Source organism: Bacillus norwichensis (genome assembly GCF_014836955.1).
GTDB classification, from domain to species: domain Bacteria; phylum Bacillota; class Bacilli; order Bacillales; family Bacillaceae_C; genus Siminovitchia; species Siminovitchia norwichensis.
Genome location: NZ_JACSPV010000006.1, coordinates 114,410 through 137,554, shown reverse-complemented (window position 1 = coordinate 137,554; position 23,145 = coordinate 114,410). Strand labels below are relative to the sequence as shown.

15 protein-coding genes and 1 riboswitch are annotated in these 23,145 nt (G+C 41.4%); of the genes, 5 read left to right on the top strand and 10 right to left on the bottom strand.

All coding sequences use genetic code 11. The features are described 5' to 3' along the window. Positions 1 to 9: 9 nt before the first annotated feature. The 9 genes from H9631_RS05440 to hutU all read right to left on the bottom strand — a co-directional run bounded on the left by H9631_RS05440 (position 10) and on the right by hutU (position 14,676). Positions 10 to 1,776, bottom strand: coding sequence for an SLC13 family permease (locus H9631_RS05440; protein ID WP_225220885.1), 1,767 nt, complete (start codon positions 1,774 to 1,776; stop codon positions 10 to 12). Positions 1,777 to 2,310: 534 nt separating this feature from the next. Beyond that, positions 2,311 to 2,420: riboswitch (SAM riboswitch) on the bottom strand. 306 nt (positions 2,421 to 2,726) lie between these two features. Continuing rightward, positions 2,727 to 3,539 (bottom strand): GNAT family N-acetyltransferase, encoded by an 813-nt coding sequence (locus tag H9631_RS05435; RefSeq protein WP_191810691.1) that lies wholly within the window; start codon positions 3,537 to 3,539, stop codon positions 2,727 to 2,729. A 74-nt stretch (positions 3,540 to 3,613) separates the two neighbouring features. Continuing rightward, a complete protein-coding gene (locus tag H9631_RS05430; protein WP_191810689.1) occupies positions 3,614 to 5,179 on the bottom strand; it encodes a long-chain-fatty-acid--CoA ligase in 1,566 nt (521 codons plus the stop codon). Between the two features lie 575 nt (positions 5,180 to 5,754). After that, positions 5,755 to 7,260 (bottom strand): histidine ammonia-lyase, encoded by a 1,506-nt coding sequence (hutH, locus tag H9631_RS05425; RefSeq protein WP_191810687.1) that lies wholly within the window; start codon positions 7,258 to 7,260, stop codon positions 5,755 to 5,757. 37 nt (positions 7,261 to 7,297) lie between these two features. Further along, positions 7,298 to 8,617, bottom strand: a complete 1,320-nt coding sequence (locus tag H9631_RS05420) for a Na+/H+ antiporter family protein (protein ID WP_191810756.1) — start codon at positions 8,615 to 8,617, stop codon at positions 7,298 to 7,300. Between the two features lie 216 nt (positions 8,618 to 8,833). Continuing rightward, on the bottom strand, positions 8,834 to 10,000 hold the full coding sequence (locus tag H9631_RS05415) for a M20/M25/M40 family metallo-hydrolase (RefSeq protein ID WP_191810685.1): 1,167 nt from the start codon (positions 9,998 to 10,000) through the stop codon (positions 8,834 to 8,836). A gap of 21 nt (positions 10,001 to 10,021) precedes the next feature. After that, complete coding sequence (hutI, locus tag H9631_RS05410; RefSeq protein ID WP_191810683.1) at positions 10,022 to 11,257, bottom strand: imidazolonepropionase; 1,236 nt, start codon at positions 11,255 to 11,257, stop codon at positions 10,022 to 10,024. A gap of 24 nt (positions 11,258 to 11,281) precedes the next feature. Further along, a complete protein-coding gene (locus H9631_RS05405) occupies positions 11,282 to 12,598 on the bottom strand; it encodes a YjiH family protein (RefSeq protein ID WP_191810754.1) in 1,317 nt (438 codons plus the stop codon). A gap of 356 nt (positions 12,599 to 12,954) precedes the next feature. Continuing rightward, positions 12,955 to 14,676, bottom strand: coding sequence for a urocanate hydratase (hutU, locus tag H9631_RS05400; RefSeq protein WP_191810681.1), 1,722 nt, complete (start codon positions 14,674 to 14,676; stop codon positions 12,955 to 12,957). Between the two features lie 449 nt (positions 14,677 to 15,125). Between hutU and H9631_RS05395 the strand changes: the two genes are divergently transcribed. The 5 genes from H9631_RS05395 (at position 15,126) to H9631_RS05375 (ending at position 22,272) form a co-directional block, all read left to right on the top strand. Then, entirely contained in the window at positions 15,126 to 16,826 is a 1,701-nt protein-coding gene (locus H9631_RS05395; protein WP_191810679.1) for a sigma-54 interaction domain-containing protein, read from the top strand. 238 nt (positions 16,827 to 17,064) lie between these two features. After that, complete coding sequence (locus H9631_RS05390; RefSeq protein ID WP_191810677.1) at positions 17,065 to 17,739, top strand: response regulator transcription factor; 675 nt, start codon at positions 17,065 to 17,067, stop codon at positions 17,737 to 17,739. Continuing rightward, positions 17,736 to 19,124, top strand: a complete 1,389-nt coding sequence (locus H9631_RS05385) for a sensor histidine kinase (RefSeq protein WP_191810675.1) — start codon at positions 17,736 to 17,738, stop codon at positions 19,122 to 19,124. Before H9631_RS05390 ends, H9631_RS05385 begins: the two co-directional genes overlap by 4 nt. Before the next feature lie 612 nt (positions 19,125 to 19,736). Then, positions 19,737 to 20,132, top strand: a complete 396-nt coding sequence (locus H9631_RS05380; protein ID WP_191810673.1) for a hypothetical protein — start codon at positions 19,737 to 19,739, stop codon at positions 20,130 to 20,132. 4 nt (positions 20,133 to 20,136) lie between these two features. Further along, positions 20,137 to 22,272 (top strand): MMPL family transporter, encoded by a 2,136-nt coding sequence (locus H9631_RS05375; RefSeq protein ID WP_225220874.1) that lies wholly within the window; start codon positions 20,137 to 20,139, stop codon positions 22,270 to 22,272. A gap of 15 nt (positions 22,273 to 22,287) precedes the next feature. Here H9631_RS05375 and H9631_RS05370 read toward each other — a convergent pair whose 3' ends face one another. Further along, positions 22,288 to 23,070 carry a cytochrome c oxidase assembly protein gene (locus tag H9631_RS05370; protein ID WP_191810672.1) on the bottom strand — a complete coding sequence of 261 codons (783 nt, stop codon included), beginning with the start codon at positions 23,068 to 23,070 and terminating at the stop codon, positions 22,288 to 22,290. Positions 23,071 to 23,145: the final 75 nt, after the last annotated feature.

Here is a 23,145-nt window from a genome sequence, read left to right as displayed (position 1 = left end):
AAACCCCTCCTAAAACCATACAAAGTAAATAACAGTTATGGATGTTATCATTACTAGAAAACTTAAAGGAACCCCAACTTTTATATAGTCTTTAAATTTATATCCGCCCGGTCCGTAGACAATTAGGTTTGTCTGGTAACCTATTGGTGTAATAAAACTTGCTGAAGCGGCAATTGCAACCAGAACCGCAAAACCAATTGGATCCAGGTGCAAAGAAATTGCCACCTCGAGACCAATCGGCAACATTAATGCTGCTGCGGCACTATTTGTAATTAGCTCGGTGAAAATATTTGTCAGTATATACATAATGACCAATACCGCAATAACTCCAATTGGTGCGGATACTATCATTAAAGCATCGGCTATCCATTGTGCAAGGCCCGTTTTTGTCATTGCTGTGCCGATACCGAGGGAGCATGCAATGATGAGAAGAACATGAAATTGTACATATCCCTTGATATCTTCGGCGGAAATCATTCCTGATACTAGCATTACAACAACTGCCAGGGCCATAGCCTTTAGCATTGACAATACGCCAACCGATACAAGAATAATCATCACTAATAGAATGGCAATTGAACATAAACCTTGGAAATTGCTTTTATTTAAAAGTTTTGGAGTTTCCAGTCGGGAAACGACGTAGAAGTCATCGGATTGTTTATATTTCTGAATAAAGTCTTCTCCCGCCAGTAATAAAAGTGTATCTCCAGGTTTTAAAACGATGTCACCCACTTTGCTCTGTATTTTTTCATTTTTCCTATGAACAGCAATAACACCAGCATCGTAACGGGAGCGAAATTGTGACTGCTTGATGGATTTTGATAATAAAGAAGAATGATGAGAAACAACGGCTTCAACTAAAAACGTATTACCATTTTTAAGATCGTCCAGCTCTACATTTGTTCCAGTTTCTAATGTTAATCCAGCAATATTTTGCAATTCAGCGATTGTTGAGATCTGTCCTGTAAAAATTAATCGATCTCCAGCTTGGATAATAGTTGAGTTTCGCACAGGAGAGACCCGGCCATTCCTCCTGATAATTTCAATTAAGTACAAACCGTTCAGATCTTTTAATCCAGCTTTTTCAACACTATGATTGATATATTGAAAAGATTTCTCCACTTGCAATTCAGCGATGTACTCTTTTACATCCTCTTTTACTCGCTGACTGAAACCTTTATGATCCGGTAGCAGTCTATTTCCAATAGTAAATAAGTAAAGCATCCCTACAACCGTTATAGGAATCCCAACAACAGTGATTGTAAATAAAGAAAAGCCTTCAAAGCCATAATCCAGCAGCATACCATGGACGACTATATTCGTTGAAGTTCCCATCAGTGTAATCGTTCCGCCCAAAATGGTCACATAAGATAATGGAATTAAGAATTTGGACGGTGCAATTCCGCGCTTTTCACACCAGTTTTTTATAATAGGTGTGAATGCAACCACGATTGGAGTGTTATTAAGAAAAGCAGATAATCCGGCAATCGGTACAAAAAAGCGTATTTTTGATTCTTGCTCCGTCTTGCTTTTCTCAAGCCATTTTTCAATAATCCCATCTATCACCCCGCTCTTCTGCACAGCACCTGCTACAATAAATAAAAGTGCAATAATTAACATACCCTCATTAGAAAAGCCACTTAGCGCTTGTTCAGGTGTAATGATTCCAAATAGCAGTAAAATCACAAGTACCTGAAAAATAATTAATCCTGGCCTCGCTACTTCCAAAAGTAGCCCCAATAGCATCATCACAATCAGTAACAAAACAATAATCATTTCCAGATTGATTATGATCACCTCCAGATAAAAATCTTCAGGGACAAGAAGTGATGAGGACCAGATTCTTGAAAAAGGAAAGAAACATAACCTAGTGCCAGAATAACCGAAAGCTTCCGGGAGTCCGGTTCATGTAGTAACACATGAAAATTAACTGTTCAAATGTGATTTTTGAAACAATGGGCATTCATCCCAAATCATCATACGTCTCGTGCAACAAGAAGTTACGCGTCCACTCCCGAAAAAATAACTAAGAGCCCTGTCTCAATCCCTTAAAGCATTATGCAATGATTTACGAGTTCACTTCATAACAGCAGAGGAAAGCGTTTTCTAACAAAACTCATAACTCCCACCAATCTTGCCAATAGAGGTTTGGCGAGTTTTTGTTCCTTCATTTGATCCACGAATCGATACTAATCATCTTGTTATTTAATGAAAAAACATTCTCTCCTTCCTTTCAATGTAAGGAAAGCCTTTTTAACAAAATAAAAAGGGACTTCCCACTAGAAGAAGACCCAATCAAATTCAGGATTCTTCTCATCTTTCAAGTTGGGAACAACTTGTAGGATTTAGCACCTTTCCGCTTTGATACGGTGGTTGCTGAGGTGTCATTGGGCCATTCCCTCAACCTCTCTTGATAAGAAAAAACTACATATGCAATTTAATAAAGACTCTCCAAAGCAAATAAAAACCGGAGACACAATCCTTTTAAAAGGCTGTATCTCCGGTCAACCGGTCAATACGGATTATTCCACTTTGTTAAGTTACAGAGTATTATACGTACTCACCATATAACTGTCAACTCTTACTATTTTAAATTTTCCATCATCAACCAACTTTATTTTTTACATTATGAGTTTAGTTATAAGGAAAAGCAACCTTTTTCCCGAAGCTCTTCAACCGGAATGTCTACCGTCAAAGGATAACTCTTGATTCTCTTTGTAGCCAGCTTATATAAAAAGCTCCGATCTTTTTAAAAACACATAATGATGTACTGGCCCTTCTCCACTTCTTTCAAGAGAAACTGCCGCATACCCTTTTTGGAATAGCTCCTGAAATACAGCTCGGGTTTTCAATCTCCAATCCAGTGCGAACTTCATATCATCCTGCTTAATTGTTTGGAATGCCGCAGGAACTGGAACCATTACTTGTTTCGCATCAGGGATTTCACCATTTATGGCAAGAGTCGGACCACTTACAGTCTCTTTCCACGGGATATAAAAGACGTCATCCTCAATAGAAGTTTGAAGACGTTCATTCACATGCCTGCTGTTGACCCACCATTCCACTTTAAAGCGGTCTGTCGGTAAGCCCGCATTCAGTCCGTCATCGAACTCTCCATAGCAATTTTCAATATATGTACTGCAAACCGCGCGAAGTTTCGATAGATTCAAATAGCCATTGCGTGTCTCCAGCGGATCATATGTCCATGTCAGCATATCGTACCCCATTCGAGCCGCTTCCGTCTTTTGCCTATTTTTTAAAGAAGCGCCGATACCCTTGTCACGGTATTCGGGATGGATTCCCATATTATGTGAACACAGATAGATCTTACCATCCTTGAATCCTGCAAAACTATAGCTAAACCCAACTAGCTGACCATCACAATATGCACCAATCGCAAGGCCTCCGTTCCGAATGGCCGTAATGGTCTGGTGAACAGGGATTCCTCCTTCCCCCTGCCAAATGAATTCTTCGAGCTGATACATTTGTCTCATTTCTTCATTGCTGTTCAGAACGCGAATATCAATGGTTGATGTCATCATGCAGCCCTCTTTCTGTCAAAATTTCTTATTGGCTGCCATTATTATATCAGCTTTTGTCCTACTTCGGACAACTATAGTTGTGCTACGAGTTCCCGCAGCTTCACCTTCATGATCTTGCCACTCGCTGTTTTAGGAAGTTCCTCCATAAAAGTGACGATAGTTGGGCATTTAAAGTGCGCCAGACCTTCTCTTGTAAAATCGATGATTTCTTGTTCAGTCACTTCCTGTCCTTCCCGCACTACAATAATGGCATGCGGAGTTTCACCCCACTTCTCATGAGGCGCGGCAATGACAGCCACCTCTTTCACTGACGAATGGTCATATATCCTATTTTCAATTTCTATAGTGGAAATGTTTTCTCCTCCACTGATGATGATGTCTTTTTTTCGGTCAACAATCTGGATGCGACGATTTTCATCTATCGTCCCCATGTCCCCAGTATGAAGCCACCCATTGATGATCGTCGCATTTGTTGCCGCTTCATCCTTCCAATATCCTTTCATGACGCCAGGGCCTTTTACAATCACTTCCCCGATTTCTTTGCCGTTTTTCGCAACATCATTTCCAAATTCGTCTACCACCCTAACGGCAGTACCGATCATTTCTAAGCCAGTTTTTACTTTTAATGTATAATAACCATCATTGGAAACGCCTTCATCCTCGGATGAAATGTAGGACGCTAAGCTTAAAGGCGAGGTTTCTGTCATTCCATATACTTGATAGAATTCCCAGCCAATTTCTTCCTCAAGCTGCTTAATAAAAGCTTTTGGTGGTGCTGACCCCGCGACAATAATCCGGACATTTTGATCAATTTGCGGGTTTACTTTCATGTATTGATCCATAATTGATTGAAGTACAGTAGGAGCCATATGCATCACCGTGACCCCATATTTTTCAACCTTTTTCAAGATTTCCTTCGGCTCAATCGTTTTTTGCATAATCTGTGTCGTGCCATTCGCTGTATAATAAAAAGGAGACCCCCAACCGTTCACATGGAACATCGGTAAAATATGCATAAGCACATCACGGTCATTTACCCGCAAATGATGCATAGTCGACAAAGCATGCAAGTAATTATTTCGATGCGTCAGCATGACCCCTTTTGGATTTCCCGTTGTTCCACTCGTATATAGCAAAGTACTGACATCATCTTCTTGCAATTCTACACGAGGAAAGTCAGTCGTTGGAAAAGAAGAAAGCCAACGGTCATAAGAAATGAACCCTTCCTTGTCCTCTTTCAGGCCATGAACGATGATTGTTTTTACTGTTGCAAGCTGCTCACGTACCGGCTGAATCAGCTCTAAAAGATCGTAATCAACAAAAAGCACTTTACTTTCACTGTGATTTAAAATATACACATAGTCCCTCGGTTTCAACCTTGTATTCAATGAGACCATTATGCCGCCAACTTGAAAAATCCCATAAAACCCTTCGTACATTCCCAGCGTATTAGGAGCCAAATAAGCGACCCGATCCCCTTTTTCTACACCTAGGGAATCCAGTCCGAATGAAAGACTGTTTACACGTTCATTTACTGCTTCATAAGTGTAACGCTTCCCCTGTTCATCAATAATAGCCGGTTTTTTCCCATATAAATGAACTGCCCTATCCAAAAATTGCGTCAACACAAGAGACATCTGAAAATCCCCTCTCTACAAATTTACGAATAATCAAAATTATATCACAAAAGAGAGTTATGAGTTAATTCAAAAAGAATTATTTCTTAACAAGACCTATCCCAGATGCGTACATAACGGCTTAAAAAGAAAAATCGAAAAAGCTCTAATAGCCTTTTCGACCAAAATAATGGAAATAGGTTATCATGGAACTAAAAGGAAAGAGCACAGGACTGTTGGGACAGCTAAAGCAGTCGTTTTTTGCGGAAAAAATCAAAATGGAAGACCTTTTGAATCACAAAGATCTTCCTTTCTGGCTTTAAACTACAGAGTTTTAACGAGAATGGGTAGTGAGGCACCAAAGACGGTACGGAACAGACGTCATCTTTCCTAATGCAACTGCATGGCACTTCTTACAAACAAAGTAAAATATTACAGTTTTTGAAATAAGAATTTTCCCTCTATACTTTTCTCTTCAAAATCTCCCGCTTCAACTGTGGCGACAACTTCGGAAACCGCTAATTCTGTAGTCTCCCTTCTCTCTAATTTTTATGGCATATTATCTTAAGAAATTGATAGCCAAAATTGACGAAGTCCTATTTCTCAAGAAGATCATTCTTGAGAAGAAATTGTGCTAATTCTTCCATTTCTTCTGAGATAGCCCGATCTGTTTCTAACGGCGGACATATCTCGCGTACTTTTTCAAGATATTCTCTTGTCGCCGGCGCCAGCTGATTTTCCGCCTGCTCTAAGTAGATAGCCTGAGATGCACAAATCATTTCGATGGCAATGACACGTGCTGAGTTGTGAACGATCTCGCGTGCTTGCCTAGATGCAATTGTTCCCATACTTACATGGTCTTCCTGGTTTGCAGAGGTTGGAATGGAATCGACACTTGCTGGATGCGCAAGCACTTTATTCTCGGACACTAGTGAAGCTGCTGCGTATTGTGGCACCATCAGACCGCATTCCAAACCAGGATCTAATGCGAGGAACGGGGACAAACCACTCAATTGTGGGTTGACCAGCCGTTCGATTCGTCTTTCTGAAATATTGGCTAGTTCCGCGGCCCCCACTTTCAGAAAATCCATTGCCAAAGCGATTGGCTGTCCATGAAAATGACCGCCTGAAATAATTTCACCACTTTCTAACACAATCGGATTATCTGTTGCTGAATTGATTTCCACCGCCAAGCGGTCGTTAACATAGCTAAACGCCTGCCAAGAGGCTCCATGTACTTGCGGAATACAACGGATGGAATAAGAATCTTGCACACGAATTTCCCCTTGCCGCGTAATTCTCTTGCTTCCTTCTAGCCATCTTCTGATCCGAGATCCAACGAATTCCATTTCCGGATGCGGGCGAACAGCAAGCAAGTCACTTTCAAAAGCAGAGATAATCCCTTGAAGCGCTTCCATTGTTAAACAAGCTGACATGTCTGCCGCGAGTCCCACACGTTCCGCCTCATTTAAAGCTAAAACTCCGATGCCTGTCATCGCCTGTGTTCCATTAATTAATGCAAGGCCTTCCTTAGCTTCCAAGGAGACAGGAGTAAGCTCTGCTCGTTTCAACGCTTCCCCTCCCGGCAACACTTCTCCCTTATACTCGGCTTTCCCTTCACCAACTAATACAATGGCTATATGCGCCAAAGGGGCTAAATCTCCGCTTGCCCCTACAGAACCTTTACTTGGAACAACAGGGTGAACCCCTTTATTGATCATGCTAACTAAAAGCTGCAAAGTTTCTCGCCGAATACCTGAAAATCCCTTAGCCAACGCATTTGCACGCAGAACCATCATGGAACGGACAACTGAAGTAGGTAAAGGGTTACCGACGCCCACCGCATCTGCTCTGAGCAAATTCAACTGAAGCTTCGAAATATCTTCTTTTCCAATCTCAATATCGCTTAGCTTCCCAAATCCCGTATTAACACCGTATACAATTTTCCCTTCAGTGACCTGTTTTTCAATACGCTCTCTGCTTGCACAGACTTTTCTCCAATTGTCCTCGGATATTTCTACCTTAGACTGACCGTTTACAATTGTTTGGACTTGTTTCCTATCTAACGTTTTACCGTCAAGTGCAATGATACCTGTAGACATGTCCCCAACCCCTTTACATGATTATTCTAGCTGTATCTTAAAGAACCAGCGCCGCAACTATACCAAAAATAAATAACGGGACATTATAGTGGATAAAAGTCGGGACGCACGTATCCCAGATATGATTATGCTGTCCATCAGCATTCAGTCCCGCTGTCGGTCCCAGTGTACTGTCCGATGCGGGAGATCCAGCATCCCCAAGTGCACCTGCTGTACCAATCAAAGCAGCAGTAGCAAGCGGGCTGAACCCCATCATCATACACAATGGCACGAAAACAGTCGCCAAAATCGGGATTGTTCCAAAGGAAGTTCCAATTCCCATGGTCACCAGCAGACCTATCAATAAGAGGATAGATGCCCCAACTACTTTGCTGTCACCTATGACCGAGTTAACAGCTTCAACTAGCTCGGTCACTGCACCAGTCTCCTTTAAAATAGTTGCGTATCCTGAGGCAATCAACATGACGAATGCAATCGCCCCCATTAACTTCACCCCATCCTGAACAATCTGTTCACCCTCACCGACTTTTACAACGCGGCCAATAAAGATGATAATGATTCCTGCCAACGCTCCAAGAACTAGTGAACTAAATAACACTTGAGTCAATAACGCAATGATTACTGCACCAATAGTAACAAAATCCTTTAGTTGAAATTTCCGTTTTGGTAGATCATTTGCTGCCCCTGCTTCGGCTAATGCTTTATCCTTTTCTGTATCCTGATAATCTCTTGGTTTACGGTAGGTGAAAAACACAGCAATAAACAACCCTACGAACATTCCAATTGCTGGAATCGCCATAGCTTTCGGCAGCTGTGACATAGCTATACTCATCCCATTCGCTTTCATTTCTGTTTGTATGATTCCGTGAAAAATCAATCCGTATCCTGCTGGAATAAGCAGGTACGGCATTTTCAACCCAAAAGTAAGAGCACAAGCCACTGCTCTTCGATCAATCTTCAAGTGGTTGAAGAAGAGCAAAAGTGGAGGAATCAAGATCGGAATGAATGCAATATGTACCGGTATCAAGTTTCCCGACAAACAAGTGAGACCGGCAATCAGCAGCAGTAAAACAATCTTATTACGATTTTTCTTCTCCAGCAATTTATCTATTAAAATAGAAGTAATTCCTGAGTAAGCAATCATTGCCGCGAATATTCCTAACAGAACATAGCTTAACGCCGTTTCTGACTGGCCTCCCATGCCTCCTAAAAAGATGGAGACTGTGTCTGTCAGAGACAGATTAGCAACCAGTCCGGCTGTTATAGCTGCAATCAACAAAGCGAAAATGACATGCACCCTTGATAAACTTAAAATAGTTAAGACAAGTACAGAAATGACGACTGGATTGGTCAGCATAACCTCTGAGTCCCCTCTACTCCAAATTTTGACTGCCGCCGTTGGCATCTGGATAAAAGTTGGCGGCCCAGGTCTTTTTATTTTCCTTGTTGCCGATTCAGAGGTGAGTGTTTTTACAAAAATAACTCCATTGATGATGGCGCTGATTGTTTCATTGTTTGGACATCTGTTAATGGCCTTTAAGCTGTATTTTCCCCTGCGTTTCAAGCGCCTTACTCATTCCTGCTTATGCTTCTCATACCACTCTTCAATAAGGGCAGCCGTCAATTTACCTGTGTTGGTCAAATTTTCGATACTAATGCACTCTCTAAATGAATGAATATTTTGAAAACCTAATCCGAGCGTAAGGCAAGTCAATCCATTTTCATTTAATACATTCGTATCTGCTCCGCCAAGCGTTTCAGTTAACCAAGGACTCACTTGTACATTATGTGCTGCAGCCTGCGCTGTTTCTGTTAGAATGTGATTTTCCGAAATATCAAACCCGCTGTACTTCTTCTCAATTCTAGTTTCCACAGAGCCCCCGTACTTATGAGCAGCCTCTTGCATGGCCCCTTCCATAGCTTTAAGCTGGTGATCGAGTTTTTCTTTTGAAAAGCTACGGACTTCTCCACCAACTGTTATGCTTCCAGGAATGATGGATGTTAGCTCTCCACCTTTCATCACTCCAATGTTAGCCAAAGTCTCTTTGTCAATCTCACCCAACTTCATATTAGAAAGGCCCTCAGCGGCAATTAAGAAAGCACTATTTCCTTCCTCTGCATTCAGCACAATATGGGCGGCATTTCCTTTCACTTCCATCCAGATCCTGCTGCTGTACGGTCCCCTCAAAATGATTTGTCCAACATCTCCGCTACTGTCGAAAATATAGCCTGTTCTGCTTTTCGCTTTGCTGTAATCCATATACCTTGCCCCTACAAGACCAGGTTGTTCGTTTACAGTTAAAACAAATTCAATCGGACCATGCGGCACACCGCTTTCAGTAATTGCTCTGACAGCTTCCAAATAAGCGGCAAGTGCTGCCCGATCATCAGCCCCTAATATTGTTGTCCCATCAGAATAAATCACTCCGTCTTTAATGACTGGCTTCAACCCTTCTGTCGGAAGAACTGTGTCCATATGGGTCGAGAAAAACAGCGGTGGAATCGTCGGATCGGTTCCTTCCTTCCAAGCAATTAAATTCCCTACTTCCCCTCCGAAGTTTTTATGGGCTTTATCGAACTCCAACGTAAAGCCCAGCTTAGGCAGCGCCTCCGTTAAATAATCTGCAACAAGCTGTTCCTGCGTGCTGGGTCCATTTATTTTTGCCAGTTCAAGAAACAGCTCCAACAGCCGGTCTTCATCCACCTTTGCGGCAGCTTTTGAAATTTGGTCTGTGCTCATCCAACATTCCCCCAACTATTTTTATTTGGTGATTACAACTTTTCCATCTTTGATTACTGTTTCCACTACATTCGTTCCAAGATGATAAGCGATATGTTTATAGGATGGAACATCCCAAATCTGGATGTCCGCGATTTTTCCTTCTCCCAAAATACCTCTGTCACCCAAATTAAGCGCCTTGGCCCCTCCATATGTAGCGGCTTTGATTGCTTCCTCCACAGAAAATTGGTACAGTCTGCAAGCTAGATTGATGACGAACTGCATCGATTCTGTGTAGCAAGCTGGGCATAGATCAGTCGCCAGAGCAACTTTGACGCCCTTATCCAGCATTTTTCGTGCTTGAAAGGGACGCTTATGTCCCACTGCAAAATCAAGCGCCGGCATTAGCACAGCGGTCACATCGGTTTTTGCCAGACGGTCCATCACCTCTTCTGGAGTAAAGTTCATATGGTCAACTGATACCATGTTCATCTCCGCAGCCAAATCAGATCCGCCGATATAGGAATAGGCGTCCGCATGGATTTTCGGTTTCAGGCCGTGCTTGATCCCTGCCTCTAGAATCTGTTTGGATTCTTCTGCAGTAAAGTAGCCGTCGTCACACCACACATCACAAAATTCTGCCAGACCGCGCTCGGCTACCTTCGGAATCATATCATTGATGATTTCCTCGATATACTCTTCTTTTGTCTTGTTTTCCGGAAATCCATGAGCACCAAGAAAAGTATTCAGGACATCCAGTGGTGTTTCTTCCCCAAGCTTTCTACTGATCTCAAGGATTTTAATTTCACTTTCTGTTGTCAAACCATATCCACTTTTACTTTCTACTGTAGTGATCCCATATTCGAGCATCGTCAACATCCGCTTCTTCGCCTGCTCTAGCAGCTCTTCATCTGGCGATTCACGAGTTAATTCCACCGTGCGATTCGGCCCAGTAATAATGCCTAGCTCCTCTAACTTTTTTGGATTGATCCCAGTCACTTTAGCTGCATATTCTTCCACACGAGAGCCGTAAAACACTAGATGCGTATGCGAGTCGACAAATCCGGGTGCGACTACTTTTCCAGAAGCATTAATCATTTTTGCTTCCGAAATGTCGTAAGAAGCTCTTACCTCTCTTTCAGACCCAATGCTAGTAATGACTCCATCCTTTACAGCAATCCATGCATTTCTAATGACACCCAAATCTGACTGTTTTCCACTGATAGTCAATGCTTCAGCAGCGTTTGCGATGACCAAATCAACCTTTATTTCTGACAAAGCTATCAAACTCCTTTCCAGTAATCACAAAATCAAAAAGGCAATTGGAGTAACGATGATAAGGGTGAATACAGTTCTCCAAAACCAAACGATAATCAAGTGGCTAATTTTGATCGGGATTTCTGTTGATATAATACAAGGGATTAAGGATGAGAAAAACATGATGGCCGAGATAGAAAGCGTCCCAATAATGAATCTTGTTTCCAGACTTGTATCGACTACAACCAGCGAAGGAACAAACATATCAATCAGGTTTACGACTGCAGCCTTTGCAGCTAGTAGTGGTTCAGGGATTTGCAATATGAATGTCAATGGGTAAAAGATGTATCCGGCATAATCAAAAACTGGAGTTTGATTGACTAATATAAAACCGAGCAATCCGATCGACATGATGGTGGGAAGAATCCCCATCGCCATTAACAACCCGTCCTTTACATTAGCCACAATATTCTTCCCAAGATTCGGAGCATGCTCGGCTGTTTTCATTGCTTCATTCCAAGCATGCTTCAGCCGGTTATCTTTAATCATCACCTCAGGCTGGCCTACCCCCGAATAGTATTCATCTTTCATTTTGCTCAGCGGCCAAATTCTCACCGTGATGGCAGTAACTGTAAAAGTGACGACAAGGGTGATCCAAAAATAAAGATTCCAGATCGACATCAAATCTAGCGTATTGGCGACAACAACCATAAATGTCGCAGAAACAGTGGAGAAACCTGTGGCAATAATAGCTGCTTCTCTTTTGGTATACTTCCCTTCTTTATACACTCGGTTCGTAATCAGCAAGCCAATGGAGTAGCTTCCGACAAAAGAGGCCACCGCATCTATGGCTGATCTCCCTGGCGTCTTCCAAATAGGCCTCATGATCGGCTGCATCAACGCCCCGATAAATTCGAGAAGACCATACCCAACAAGCAAGGCCAAAAATACTGCTCCGATCGGGACAAGCACTCCAATAGGGATAAGCAATAAATTCAGCCAGTATGGACCCATATCTTCGGCCATCAGCCAGGCCGGCCCGATATTAAACACGACCATCACAGTAGCTATGGCGCCTAATACTTTAAAAAGAGAGATAACCAGATCAACAGTGCTTTTTTTCCAAGATTTATTGTAAAAAGGATACGCGGCTCCCAGTATAACCATTATTAATACGTAGACAGAAGCACCAAATCCTACGGTTTCTCGTACCCAAGTGACAAAGTGATCCAATGGAATAGAATTTTTCCCATTTACCGTTATTGGAATAAAAAACATAAAAATCCCAATTATGCTAAACAACGAGAATCTGAAAATATTCTTAAATGATTGATAAGATGGTTCTGCCTGGTTTTCCATCATAACTTCCTTCTCGCTCACTGCATTGTCCAATTCACTCATTATTCTCACCACTTTCGGCATTTATTTGTCTTTATAATAATCAAATCCGCCTTGGCGTATTGACGCCCAGAATTTATCGAGCTCCGCTTGATAAATTCTGTGGTATCCGCTGGAGGCTTTAACTTTATTCAGCCGGGGTTTGAACCCCCACTGAATAAAATACCAATATGCATTCATCTCACAACATGTAGAAGTGGGAGACTTCTGCTGAATGAAGTTAAAAGTCTGCTGTAGTAGATAATGGTAGAGATTCAACAGGGCTGTTGAATCTCTACTTGTTTTTCCGGATAAAAAAAGAACTGTTGAAACTGGCTTGGTTAGGCTTTTACGTCTTCTTTCTCTAAATCTTTTGGTCCGAAAGTGGCTTTAGGTGTCCACCAAAGTGGAATTTGAATGCTTTCATCTGTAAGTTGTCCTTTTCCATTCGCTACGTCTCTCGCAGTCTCATAACCTGCTTGTGCATGACGGACAACACCGATACCAGAATCAACTGTCATAGACACTTCCAATCTCATGTCGGATTCTTCTGTTCCGTCTGCAATCATTGTGACACCCGTGTGTACTGCTTCACCCATAGAATAGTTTGCCTGAAGCGCGATTAGGTCACACATGCCGACTGCATTCAAAAGGCCATTTAAAACAGGCCAATCAGATATGAGGTCCCCGCCGTCTTTCATATTTTCTGATTCAAACGTTGGGTTCACGATTGATCCAGAATCAAGGTTATCACGTGAGAAGGCAACTGGTCCTGAAAGTTCACCGCGACGAATCATATCATTGACTTCAAGAGCGAACTCTTTACGTTGTCCAAAGCCCATGTAGCAGATTCTTGCAGGAAGGGCTTCAATTGGGATGTGTTCCTTTGCCAATTTGATCCAGCGTGTAACAAGCAGATCATCTTTGAACTTTTCAAGGATCATGTCATCAATTTTTCTTAAATCTTCAGGATCTCCAGACATACACGTCCAGCGGAAAGGTCCACGGCCTTCACAGAATAGCGGACGGATATACTCAGCAACAAATCCCGGCAAGCGCTTCGCCTCTTTTTCGTCCATTCCAGCATCAATACACTCTTTACGGATACTCGTTCCATATTCAAATGAATGGACCCCGAGATCCATGAATTTAATAAGCGCTTTCAATTCACGAATCATTGTTTCACGTGCTTTTTCTAAGTATAGGTCGAAATCTTTTTCGCGCAGTTTTTCTGCTTCCTCGACTGTATATCCAGATGGCAAATAAGAGATTGGATCATGCGCCAGCGTCATGGACGTTGTGATGTCAGGAAGGAATCCTTTTTCAATAACTGCTTCAAATATATCCGCAGCATTTCCAACAACCGCAATACCAATTGCTTTCTTCTCTGCAGCATATTGCTTGGCCATGGAGATTGCTTCTCCTAGTGAATTAGCCAACACATCGATGAACCCTTTTTCAATTCTGCGGTTGATGATTTCTACGTTTGAATCGCATAGAATGGCTACACCGCCGTGCATTGTCATCGCCCTTGTCTGGTTTCCTCCCATTCCGCCTGCCCCTGCAGTCAAGAGAATTTTTCCTACAAGAGAATCGTTGTAGTGCAAGCGCGCAATGGCTGACAATGTTTCAAAAGTACCTTGGATAACCCCTTGAGTTCCGATATACTCCCATGGTGCCGCTGTATAATTGGCATAGATGGTTAAATTCTTTTCCTGAAGATCATAGAAAGTCGGCCAGTCAGCTTTCATGATATTTGTTGTTGCCATAACAACTGTCGGTGCGTACTTATGCGTTTTAAAAACTGCCACAGGCATACCAGATTGCACAACCAATGTCTCATCGTCTTCTAACTCTTTTAATGATTGGACAATGGCATGATAGGATTCCCAGTTACGTGCTGCCTTTCCTATTCCTCCGTAAATGATCAGTTCTTCGGGCTTTTCCGCATTCTCCATATTGTTTTCAAGCATCCGCAAAATGGTTTCTTGTCTCCAACCTTTACAACGCAGCTTGTCTCCTCTTTGAGCCTTTACTTCATACAATATCTCTGGTGTTGACATATGAAATTCCTCCTATGTTGTAAATATTTGCTTTCACACTCATTATTATTGCAAGTTCTGTGCCAAATTTTTTAAAGGATCATTTTTTGATAGAAAAAAACACAAAGCCTGTATTGTCGTATACTTCTCTTCATTTCAGCAAACTTTTAATCTATCCTTTTTCAGCTTAATCGCAGATAAATTTTGCATGCCAAAAAGAGAACTCTAACTAAAAAAAGAAAAAAAGCGTAGAGTTCGCTTATATTTCAATAGCATGCAAAATGTTTTTGCATGCAGATTATTTAAAAAAGAATTAATTAATGATATATTCTTAATATAAGTGCATGTCCAATAAGTTGCCAAATTAGAAGCCCGAAACGGCGCAGACGCAGGGCAGAGACCAGCCAACGAAGATTTGCGCATAACTTTTTGGACATCCTTTATAAGGATAACAAATAGGAGGAATGGCTTTGCTGGCACCAGCTATTGGTTCTCTTATTAAGGGCTTTGTAGACGAGGTCATCATTTTAAATACGAGTCATGAGATTGTTTGGCACGATACAAATCCAAATTTGTCAAAAAATATCGAAATAGGAATGCCCATCTCTAAGCTAATCTCATGTAGTGAAGTCAGTTTCGAGCATAATGACACATTTTCCAAAGCGCTAAACGGAACAAATTATAGCATCGAAGTGAAAGCGCTAACTTTTGAAGTTCCCTACGTCATTCTATGTCTAGAAAATTTGTCTGATCTCATAGAAAACAAGAGCAATCGTCTATACTGTCTTGAAAAAGTGATCGACTCCCTTGATGAGGGAGTGATGATGAGCAATTTGAACGGAGATATTGTCCTATACAATGACGCTCAGGAGAAAATGGAGGGGCTGAGCAAAACGCAAGTAATTGGAAAACCACTCTGGTCCGCTTATAATTACAATCCACAAAACTCCGAACATAAACATGTGTTGAAAACGAAAAAGCCTATATTTTCACGGTACAAAGCACATTCAAAAATTGATGGTGTGCCTAGATATGTAAACTACAGCACTTTTCCCATTCAAAAAAACGGGGAGACCATTGCCGTGTTTTCAATCAGCACAAACGAGTCCCGGCTGAAGGATAGGCTTCACCAAACGATTGAGGAAAAAAGACATACTGTTGATAATCAGGTAGCAAAAACCAATTCAAACAATGGGACTACGTTTACGTTTGAAGATATTAAAGGAAGAAGCCTAGCACTAAAAAACTTGATTAAAGATGCACAAAACATCGCATTACATAATGCAGATGTTTTGATTGTAGGAGAAACGGGAACCGGAAAGGAGCTTTTCGCCCAGAGTATGCACAATCACAGTCCTCGCTCAGAAAGCCCCTTCGTAGCAGTCAATTGCGCGGCCATTCCGGAAAACCTCTTAGAAAGCACCTTATTTGGTACAGTAAAAGGAGCTTTTACCGGGGCGACTGATCAAGTAGGATTATTTGAATACGCAAAGAATGGAACATTATTCCTTGATGAAATCAACTCAATGCCTATGACTCTTCAGTCGAAGTTAATGAGAGTTTTGCAGGAACGACTTGTCAGAAGAGTTGGCTCTAACGAGACAAAACCGGTTAATTGCACGGTAATTAGTGCATCAAATGAGGACCCGGAAATGCTCATTGAGAATAAAAAAATAAGGCTGGACCTATTTTACCGAATAGCAAGAACAAGCTTGTTTATTCCACCGTTAAGAGAGCGTCCAGAAGATATCCACTTTTTTATCGATTATTTTCTCAAGTCTTATCAGGAAAAGTTTTCAAAAATAGCGCCTCCAATGACCGAAGCATTGCGAAAGGTGCTCCTTCAGTATAACTGGCCTGGAAATACGCGAGAACTTGAGCATCTAATTGAAAATCTGATGATTCGTCAAAGCGATACCGACAGAACCATCGATATAGATCATCTGCCTGTATTCATGAGGGGCAAATTACGGAGTGCCGAGACAGGCAATCAGGAGAGCAAGGAAACAACTCCATTTAAATCCATGTTTACATCATCAAAAAAACATTATATATTGGCGACTTTGGAGCAATTGGACTGGAATATCTCCACCGCAGCCAGAAAACTTGGAATCAGTCGCCAAAGCCTTCAATATCACATGAAGAAGTATAAGCTTGTCAAACCAAATTGACTTCAATGAGGCAGCCGAACCAAGGCTGTCTCTGTTGTTGTTTATTTATAACGCGGGCAGTTGAGGGACGGGTATTACATTGTAAAATATAATGAAAAAATTGCACCTAACAATGATTTATTCGAATTGTGAAGAATATTGTTCAAAATATGGCTCTCTATTCCCTCCACTTTCCCTTTTCTCTTACAGTTCAACATCCTATATAATAGAAGCAGTTTCAGTAAAAGGAGCTGACGACTTGAAAATACTCGTTGTTGACGACGACCCACATATTTTAGGTTTGGTTAATATCCATTTGACGCAGGCTGGCTATACCGTTTTAAAGGCAGCTAACGGCAAAAATGCTCTAGCCCTGTTAGATAATGAAATTCCCGATCTCGCTGTCATAGATGTCATGATGCCTGGAATGGACGGTTATACACTGACAAGAAAATTAAGAGCCGAGGCGGATGTCCCCGTCCTCTTATTGACAGCCAAAGGAGAATTGGAAGATAAGGAGAAAGGCTTTCTGGCTGGATCGGATGATTATCTTGTCAAACCGTTTGAACCAAAAGAGCTGCTTTTTAGAATCAACGCCATTTTAAGAAGGTATGATAAAACGGTCGATATCATAATCGAGGTAGGCCCCCTTACGATTAACAGGCAAAGTTATGAAGTATCTGTCGGAAAAAAAGTGATCCTGCTGCCACTGAAAGAATTTGAATTACTGTCTGTCCTCGCTTCTCGCCCCAACCAGGTATTCACCCGTGAAATATTGCTTGAACGTGTTTGGGGATATGACTATGAAGGTGAAGAGCAAACTTTGAATGTGCATATTAAAAGGCTTCGCGATAAGTTGAAAAAATTGGCGGATATTATCGTCATCTCAACCGTTCGAGGTGTTGGCTACAAACTTGAGGTGATGCAAAAATGAAATCCCTTTACAGCAAATTCGTTGTCTTTACACTCGGAACGATGATTATGAGCGCTCTGATTGCTTTTTTAGCTGTTAACACCTTTTATCATCAAGTGTTAAAAGATAAAAATGATGAAAAAAACATGGAAATTGCTTTATCATTAGCTTCCTTCATTGAATCAGAGAAAAAACTGGATTTGGAAGGCTTTCTCCAAACCCAAGCAGCAACAGGCTATAAAATTTATGTTGTAAACGAGAAACATAAAACGATTCAATATGGTGCACCATTTCGTGTCAACAATCTTTCAGAGGATGCTGTCAGCAAGGTTTTGAATCGAAAAATCTACCACGGAATGAGGGACTTCCCAACCGAAACATTTGTAACAGGCTTCTTCTCAGACGAACTTGCCAATACGGTTGGAGTCCCTTTCCGTCATAATGAAGCTGACTATGCCCTCTTCCTCCGTCCTGATATCAAGTTCCTTTTTACAGAAGTACATTATTTGCTTGGCGGTATGATCATCATCATGGCGATCATCAGCGTACTCGTCATGTTAATCGTCGCCAAAAAGCTTATTGATCCGATTACAAAATTAACCATGGCTTCGAAAGAAGTGGGCAAAGAGCAATTTTCTCCCGAATTGGACATCAACCAGCGAGATGAAATCGGGCAGCTTGCCCAAAGTTTTCGAAACATGACAGAGCGGTTGAATGAAAACGACAAAATCCGAAAAAATTTCATTAGCGATGTGTCGCATGATTTTCAGTCCCCGCTTTTAAATATTAAAGGATATGCGGAACTGCTGATGGACAGTGGTCTCCCAGAAACAGAAAGGAAAAATTTTGCCAAAGTGATCCAATCAGAAACTGAACGGCTTTCTTCACTGACAAATCAGCTCATGCTTTTAACGTCATTAGATCAGCTTGTTTCACCGCTCCGTAAGAGAAGATTTAAACTCAATGAACAAATGATGGAGGTCACCCGGAGATACAGATGGCTTCTTGAAGAAAAGGATATGTCTTTATCCATAGATCTTGATGAAACAGAAATCTTCGGAGATCCTGCTTTTTTGGAAAAAGTTTGGGAAAACCTTTTATCCAATGCTTTAAAATATACCGAGGCTGGCGGTTCTATTGATATTACATTGAATAAAAAAGAAGATGGAGTAGTAGTCTCCTATTGTGACAGTGGCATTGGGATAGAGGAGAAACATTTGGAACGGATATTTGATAGATTTTACAGAGCGGACGAATCAAGAACAAAGCAAATACCGGGGACAGGCCTTGGCCTGTCGATTGTCCATCAGGTTGTTAAGCTACACGGAGGTTCTATAGATGTAAGAAGGAATACAGATCGAGGTATGAAATTCATAGTGAAATTGCCATCATACCCGGATAACTAAATACTTATAAAGGTAGAATGAATCACTAACTCTACCCAATTTCATTCGTTAAGCTTTCCATTGCAGGCTAACCTATTTGAAGCGACGATTTTGATGCTATTTCTCCCTTAGAATCAACGATATAGCATACCACTGTCCCTTCTACTAACGGAATATCAAAAGATCTTTTTTACAAACTCGTCTATTTCCATCGGCCCTTTATCCATTTTAGTCAAGTTCACAGTCTCTCTTGCTGTTAATATCCATCTAGTCAGGAAAAAATCAAATTAGGCTGCCTTTAATTTCAAATTTAGATTTATCCTAATAATCCATTTCGGCTTAGAAATCTATCAGCAAAAAACTTTTGAATAAAAGTTCTGCCACTTTTTTAGGATCTTGACTGTTTAATCCACATCCAATAACCTTTTCCATTTGCTAATTTGGACTATATGCTATTCTCTTTTTCCTGGTACAAAGGCATAAAAAGGTTCATATAAATGTTTTGACCATCAGCCCATTCCATTAAGTCCAAGTAAAACACAAAAATGGACTTGTAACCTTCTGTTAATGTTAAGTTCACTTTCGGGACTTAGGATACATATATACACAACAATACAGGAGGACAAATAAACAATGTCACAGGAAAAATGGGGTATCCGTTTAATTCGCATTGCATCGGTTTTCGGTTTAATAGGAGCAGTCTTAGGTTCGCATATGGCTGGAGCAGGATCTTATGCATTCCGTCCAATTCATGCACATATTCTCTTAGTAGGTTGGTTATCGTTGTTTGCATGGGGGGCTTTTTATAGGATATTCGACGTGCGAGCAAAAAAATTGGTCACATTCCACGGTTGGACCGCTGTCATCGGTTCAGTCGGTTTGACATTGGGAATGTGGTTCCAATTCATTCAGCCGTTCGGTGTAAATAAAACTTTTTCTCTGATTTTCTATATCATCGGCGGGTCCATTCTACTGATCAGCTTCGCACTATTTATTTTTGTGACGTTCCTTATTGAGAGAAAGGGGTAAAACGATGATGGCTAAAAATATATTAAAAGGCAATCGCCTTTGGTGGTTTGCGCTTATTATATGGGCCGCTTTGGCTGGCATATTGTCAAGCTTTGCACCCGGGGCCAAAGATTTTGTTGCTGCGAATAAAGACGCGGGTCTCCCTCCGGATGCTGAATCTATCATCGCTGATCGGCAATTGGAAAAATTTTTCCCGGATGACGAAGGATTGCCACTGTTTGCTGTTTTTTCCAAGGAAAGCGGCCTGACAGATGATGAGATATTAAAGTTTGCCCAGCAGATTGAGGACCTGGAGATGGATAAAAAGTATGGACACATCGAGACAATTCCATTATCCAACATGCCTCCGGAAGTTAGATATGCATTTCTCTCTGAAAATAAGAAGACATTCTTCCTACCCATCATGCTTCCTGAAAAGCTTGAGAGCAAGGATTTACATGCAGCAGTAAATCAAATTAAAAAGCAAGTTACCACAGATAATGATGTAAAGGTGTCATGGACAGGACCAGCAGGAATCGCAGCAGATGCTGTTGAACTGTTCAGCCGTGCAGACATTGTCCTTTTACTGTCAACTGTCTGTTTAATTTTGGTCCTGCTGCTATTGATCTATCGTTCACCTCTGTTGACTTTTATCCCACTAATCGGCGCCGCAATTGTGTACACAGTTGTCGATAAAGTAATCGGGCTGGCTACGAAAGCGGGATTGTTTACCATTGACAGTCAGGCTGTTTCAATCATGACCATCCTTTTATTTGCGGTGGTAACTGATTATTCGTTGCTCATATTCTCCCGTTATCGCGAGGAGCTCCGTACCCATGAACATAAAAGCGCGGCTATGCGCGAAACGATGCGCCATGTTAAAGAGCCGATCTTTTTTAGTGGAAGTACGATTGTCCTTGGGGTGGCAACTTTGTTTTTTGCCTTATATGAGCCTTATCGAAATTTTGCTCCCGCGTTTGCGATTGCAGCAGCCTTCATGCTGATCGCAGGACTGACACTCTTGCCTGCCCTATTCGCATTAACTGGCCGAAAAGCCTTCTGGCCCGTCATTCCAAAGTACGGGGATGAAAAAGCTGAGAAGAAAACAATTTGGGGAAAAATTGCTGACAAGGTGACGAAACGTCCGGTCGCTTTTCTAATTCCTATCACCCTTCTTTTGACACTTGCAGGGTGGAATATGACGAAAATAGAAGAGTCATATGATATAATTGCCTCCTTCCCTGAAGACCTGTCTTCACGGATCGGCTATGAACAACTCAGGGAAGATTTTTCTGAAGGAAGTTTGGCACCAGGAACTCTGCTTTTCGTATCTGATCAGAAGCTTGAAATGCAGAGTTTGCAATCTGTGCTCAAGGATCTTGAGAACATCAAAGGCGTTGACCAGGTGACTGCGCAGGGCCACTCTTTGTCCGAAGACGGAAAAAGCGCCAAGCTTTCATTGATATTCAAGGGAAATCCATATGAACATGAAGCGTTGGATGCTGTTAAAACTATCCGCGAAAAAAGCGATGAAATTCTAAAAAACGCTGATCTGGTGGACACTGAACTGTTCATTGCCGGGGAAAGTGCAAAAAATGCAGACCTCAGGGATATCAATAAACGTGACACCATTGTAGTCATGATATTGATGATCGTCCTTATCTCCGTCATGCTAGGTCTGCAAACTCGTTCCATCGTCGCACCTATCTATATGATTGGGACCATCCTACTCTCATACGCAGCAACGATTGGTCTTTCACTATTCCTGTTTAAAATCTTCCTGGGACTGGATGCCATCAGCTATCGAATACCACTGTACGCTTTAGTGTTTCTTATCACACTCGGTGTAGATTATTCAATCATGCTAATCGCCAGGATCCGTGAAGAAGTCAGCTTCATGCCGTTTGCAGATGCCGTTAGAAAAGGCGTTGATCGCACAGGCGGTGTCATTAGTTCTGCGGGATTAATTTTGGCCGCAACTTTCCTTGTACTGGCAACGATGCCTATCTACGAATTAAAGTTGTTCGGATTCATTATGGCTTTGGGGATTTTGATCGATACATTTATCGTTCGTCCAATTCTCATTCCAGCTATATTGATACTCCTTGGTAAATGGAGCTTTTGGCCGAAACGCATAGTCAGAAGGAAAGAAGCTGCTTAACACATTGAAAAACCGTCATTCCATCTTATGGAGTGACGGTTTTAATTTTAGGTTTTGCAGGTACATTCTCTGTCTTCCAAGACGTATTGCCGTCATTAAGCTAAATTTATGAAGCAAAAGCATCAATAGACCACCAAAAATTTGGTCAGCCTTCGTATTTATTTTAAAAGGAAGCAAGACTCCTGATTGATCGGAAGGGATACACAGCTTTAACATCAGCTGACCAAACAATGGACTGGTATCTTGCCCGCCTAATAATCCATTCAATATAAGTAATAAACAGGCTGGCATTAATAAAATACTGCTCCACCATGAATACCTCTTCAGACTAGGGTCAGGTGTAATAACAGGGAGCCACATAAAAAACGCTAAGGCAAACAGGCCGATTATGAAGCTCGTATGAAAAACTAGATTTATATAAAGAAATGGAAGAATTTGAGGTAAATGATACAGAAAGAATAATATGGAGAAAACGATGAGGGCAGAAATTGAAGTTAGATTTCGCTTTTTCCACTTTTGTCCTAAGCTTCTAGAAATACCGAGCAAAAGGAGCGGCGGCACAAAAAAATAAAGAATACTCATTTGCATCATATGGGTAATAAACGTGAAATGACTGAGGATATATAATGGGCTGCCAATTAACAAGTAGAACAACCCGATTCCCGAAAAAAACCAATAGAACTGACCAGATCTGACGTCTGAATGTTTTCTCATTGAGAAAAAATATCCCACCGATATACATACAAGGATAATCAAGAGCGGCATATTCCAAGTAGCCAGGCCACTCAATACCATCATGGTGTTCACCCCTTTTTTCGAAAACCCCTGCATCTATTCATTTTATTACGGATTCCCCTACTTATGACACTGACT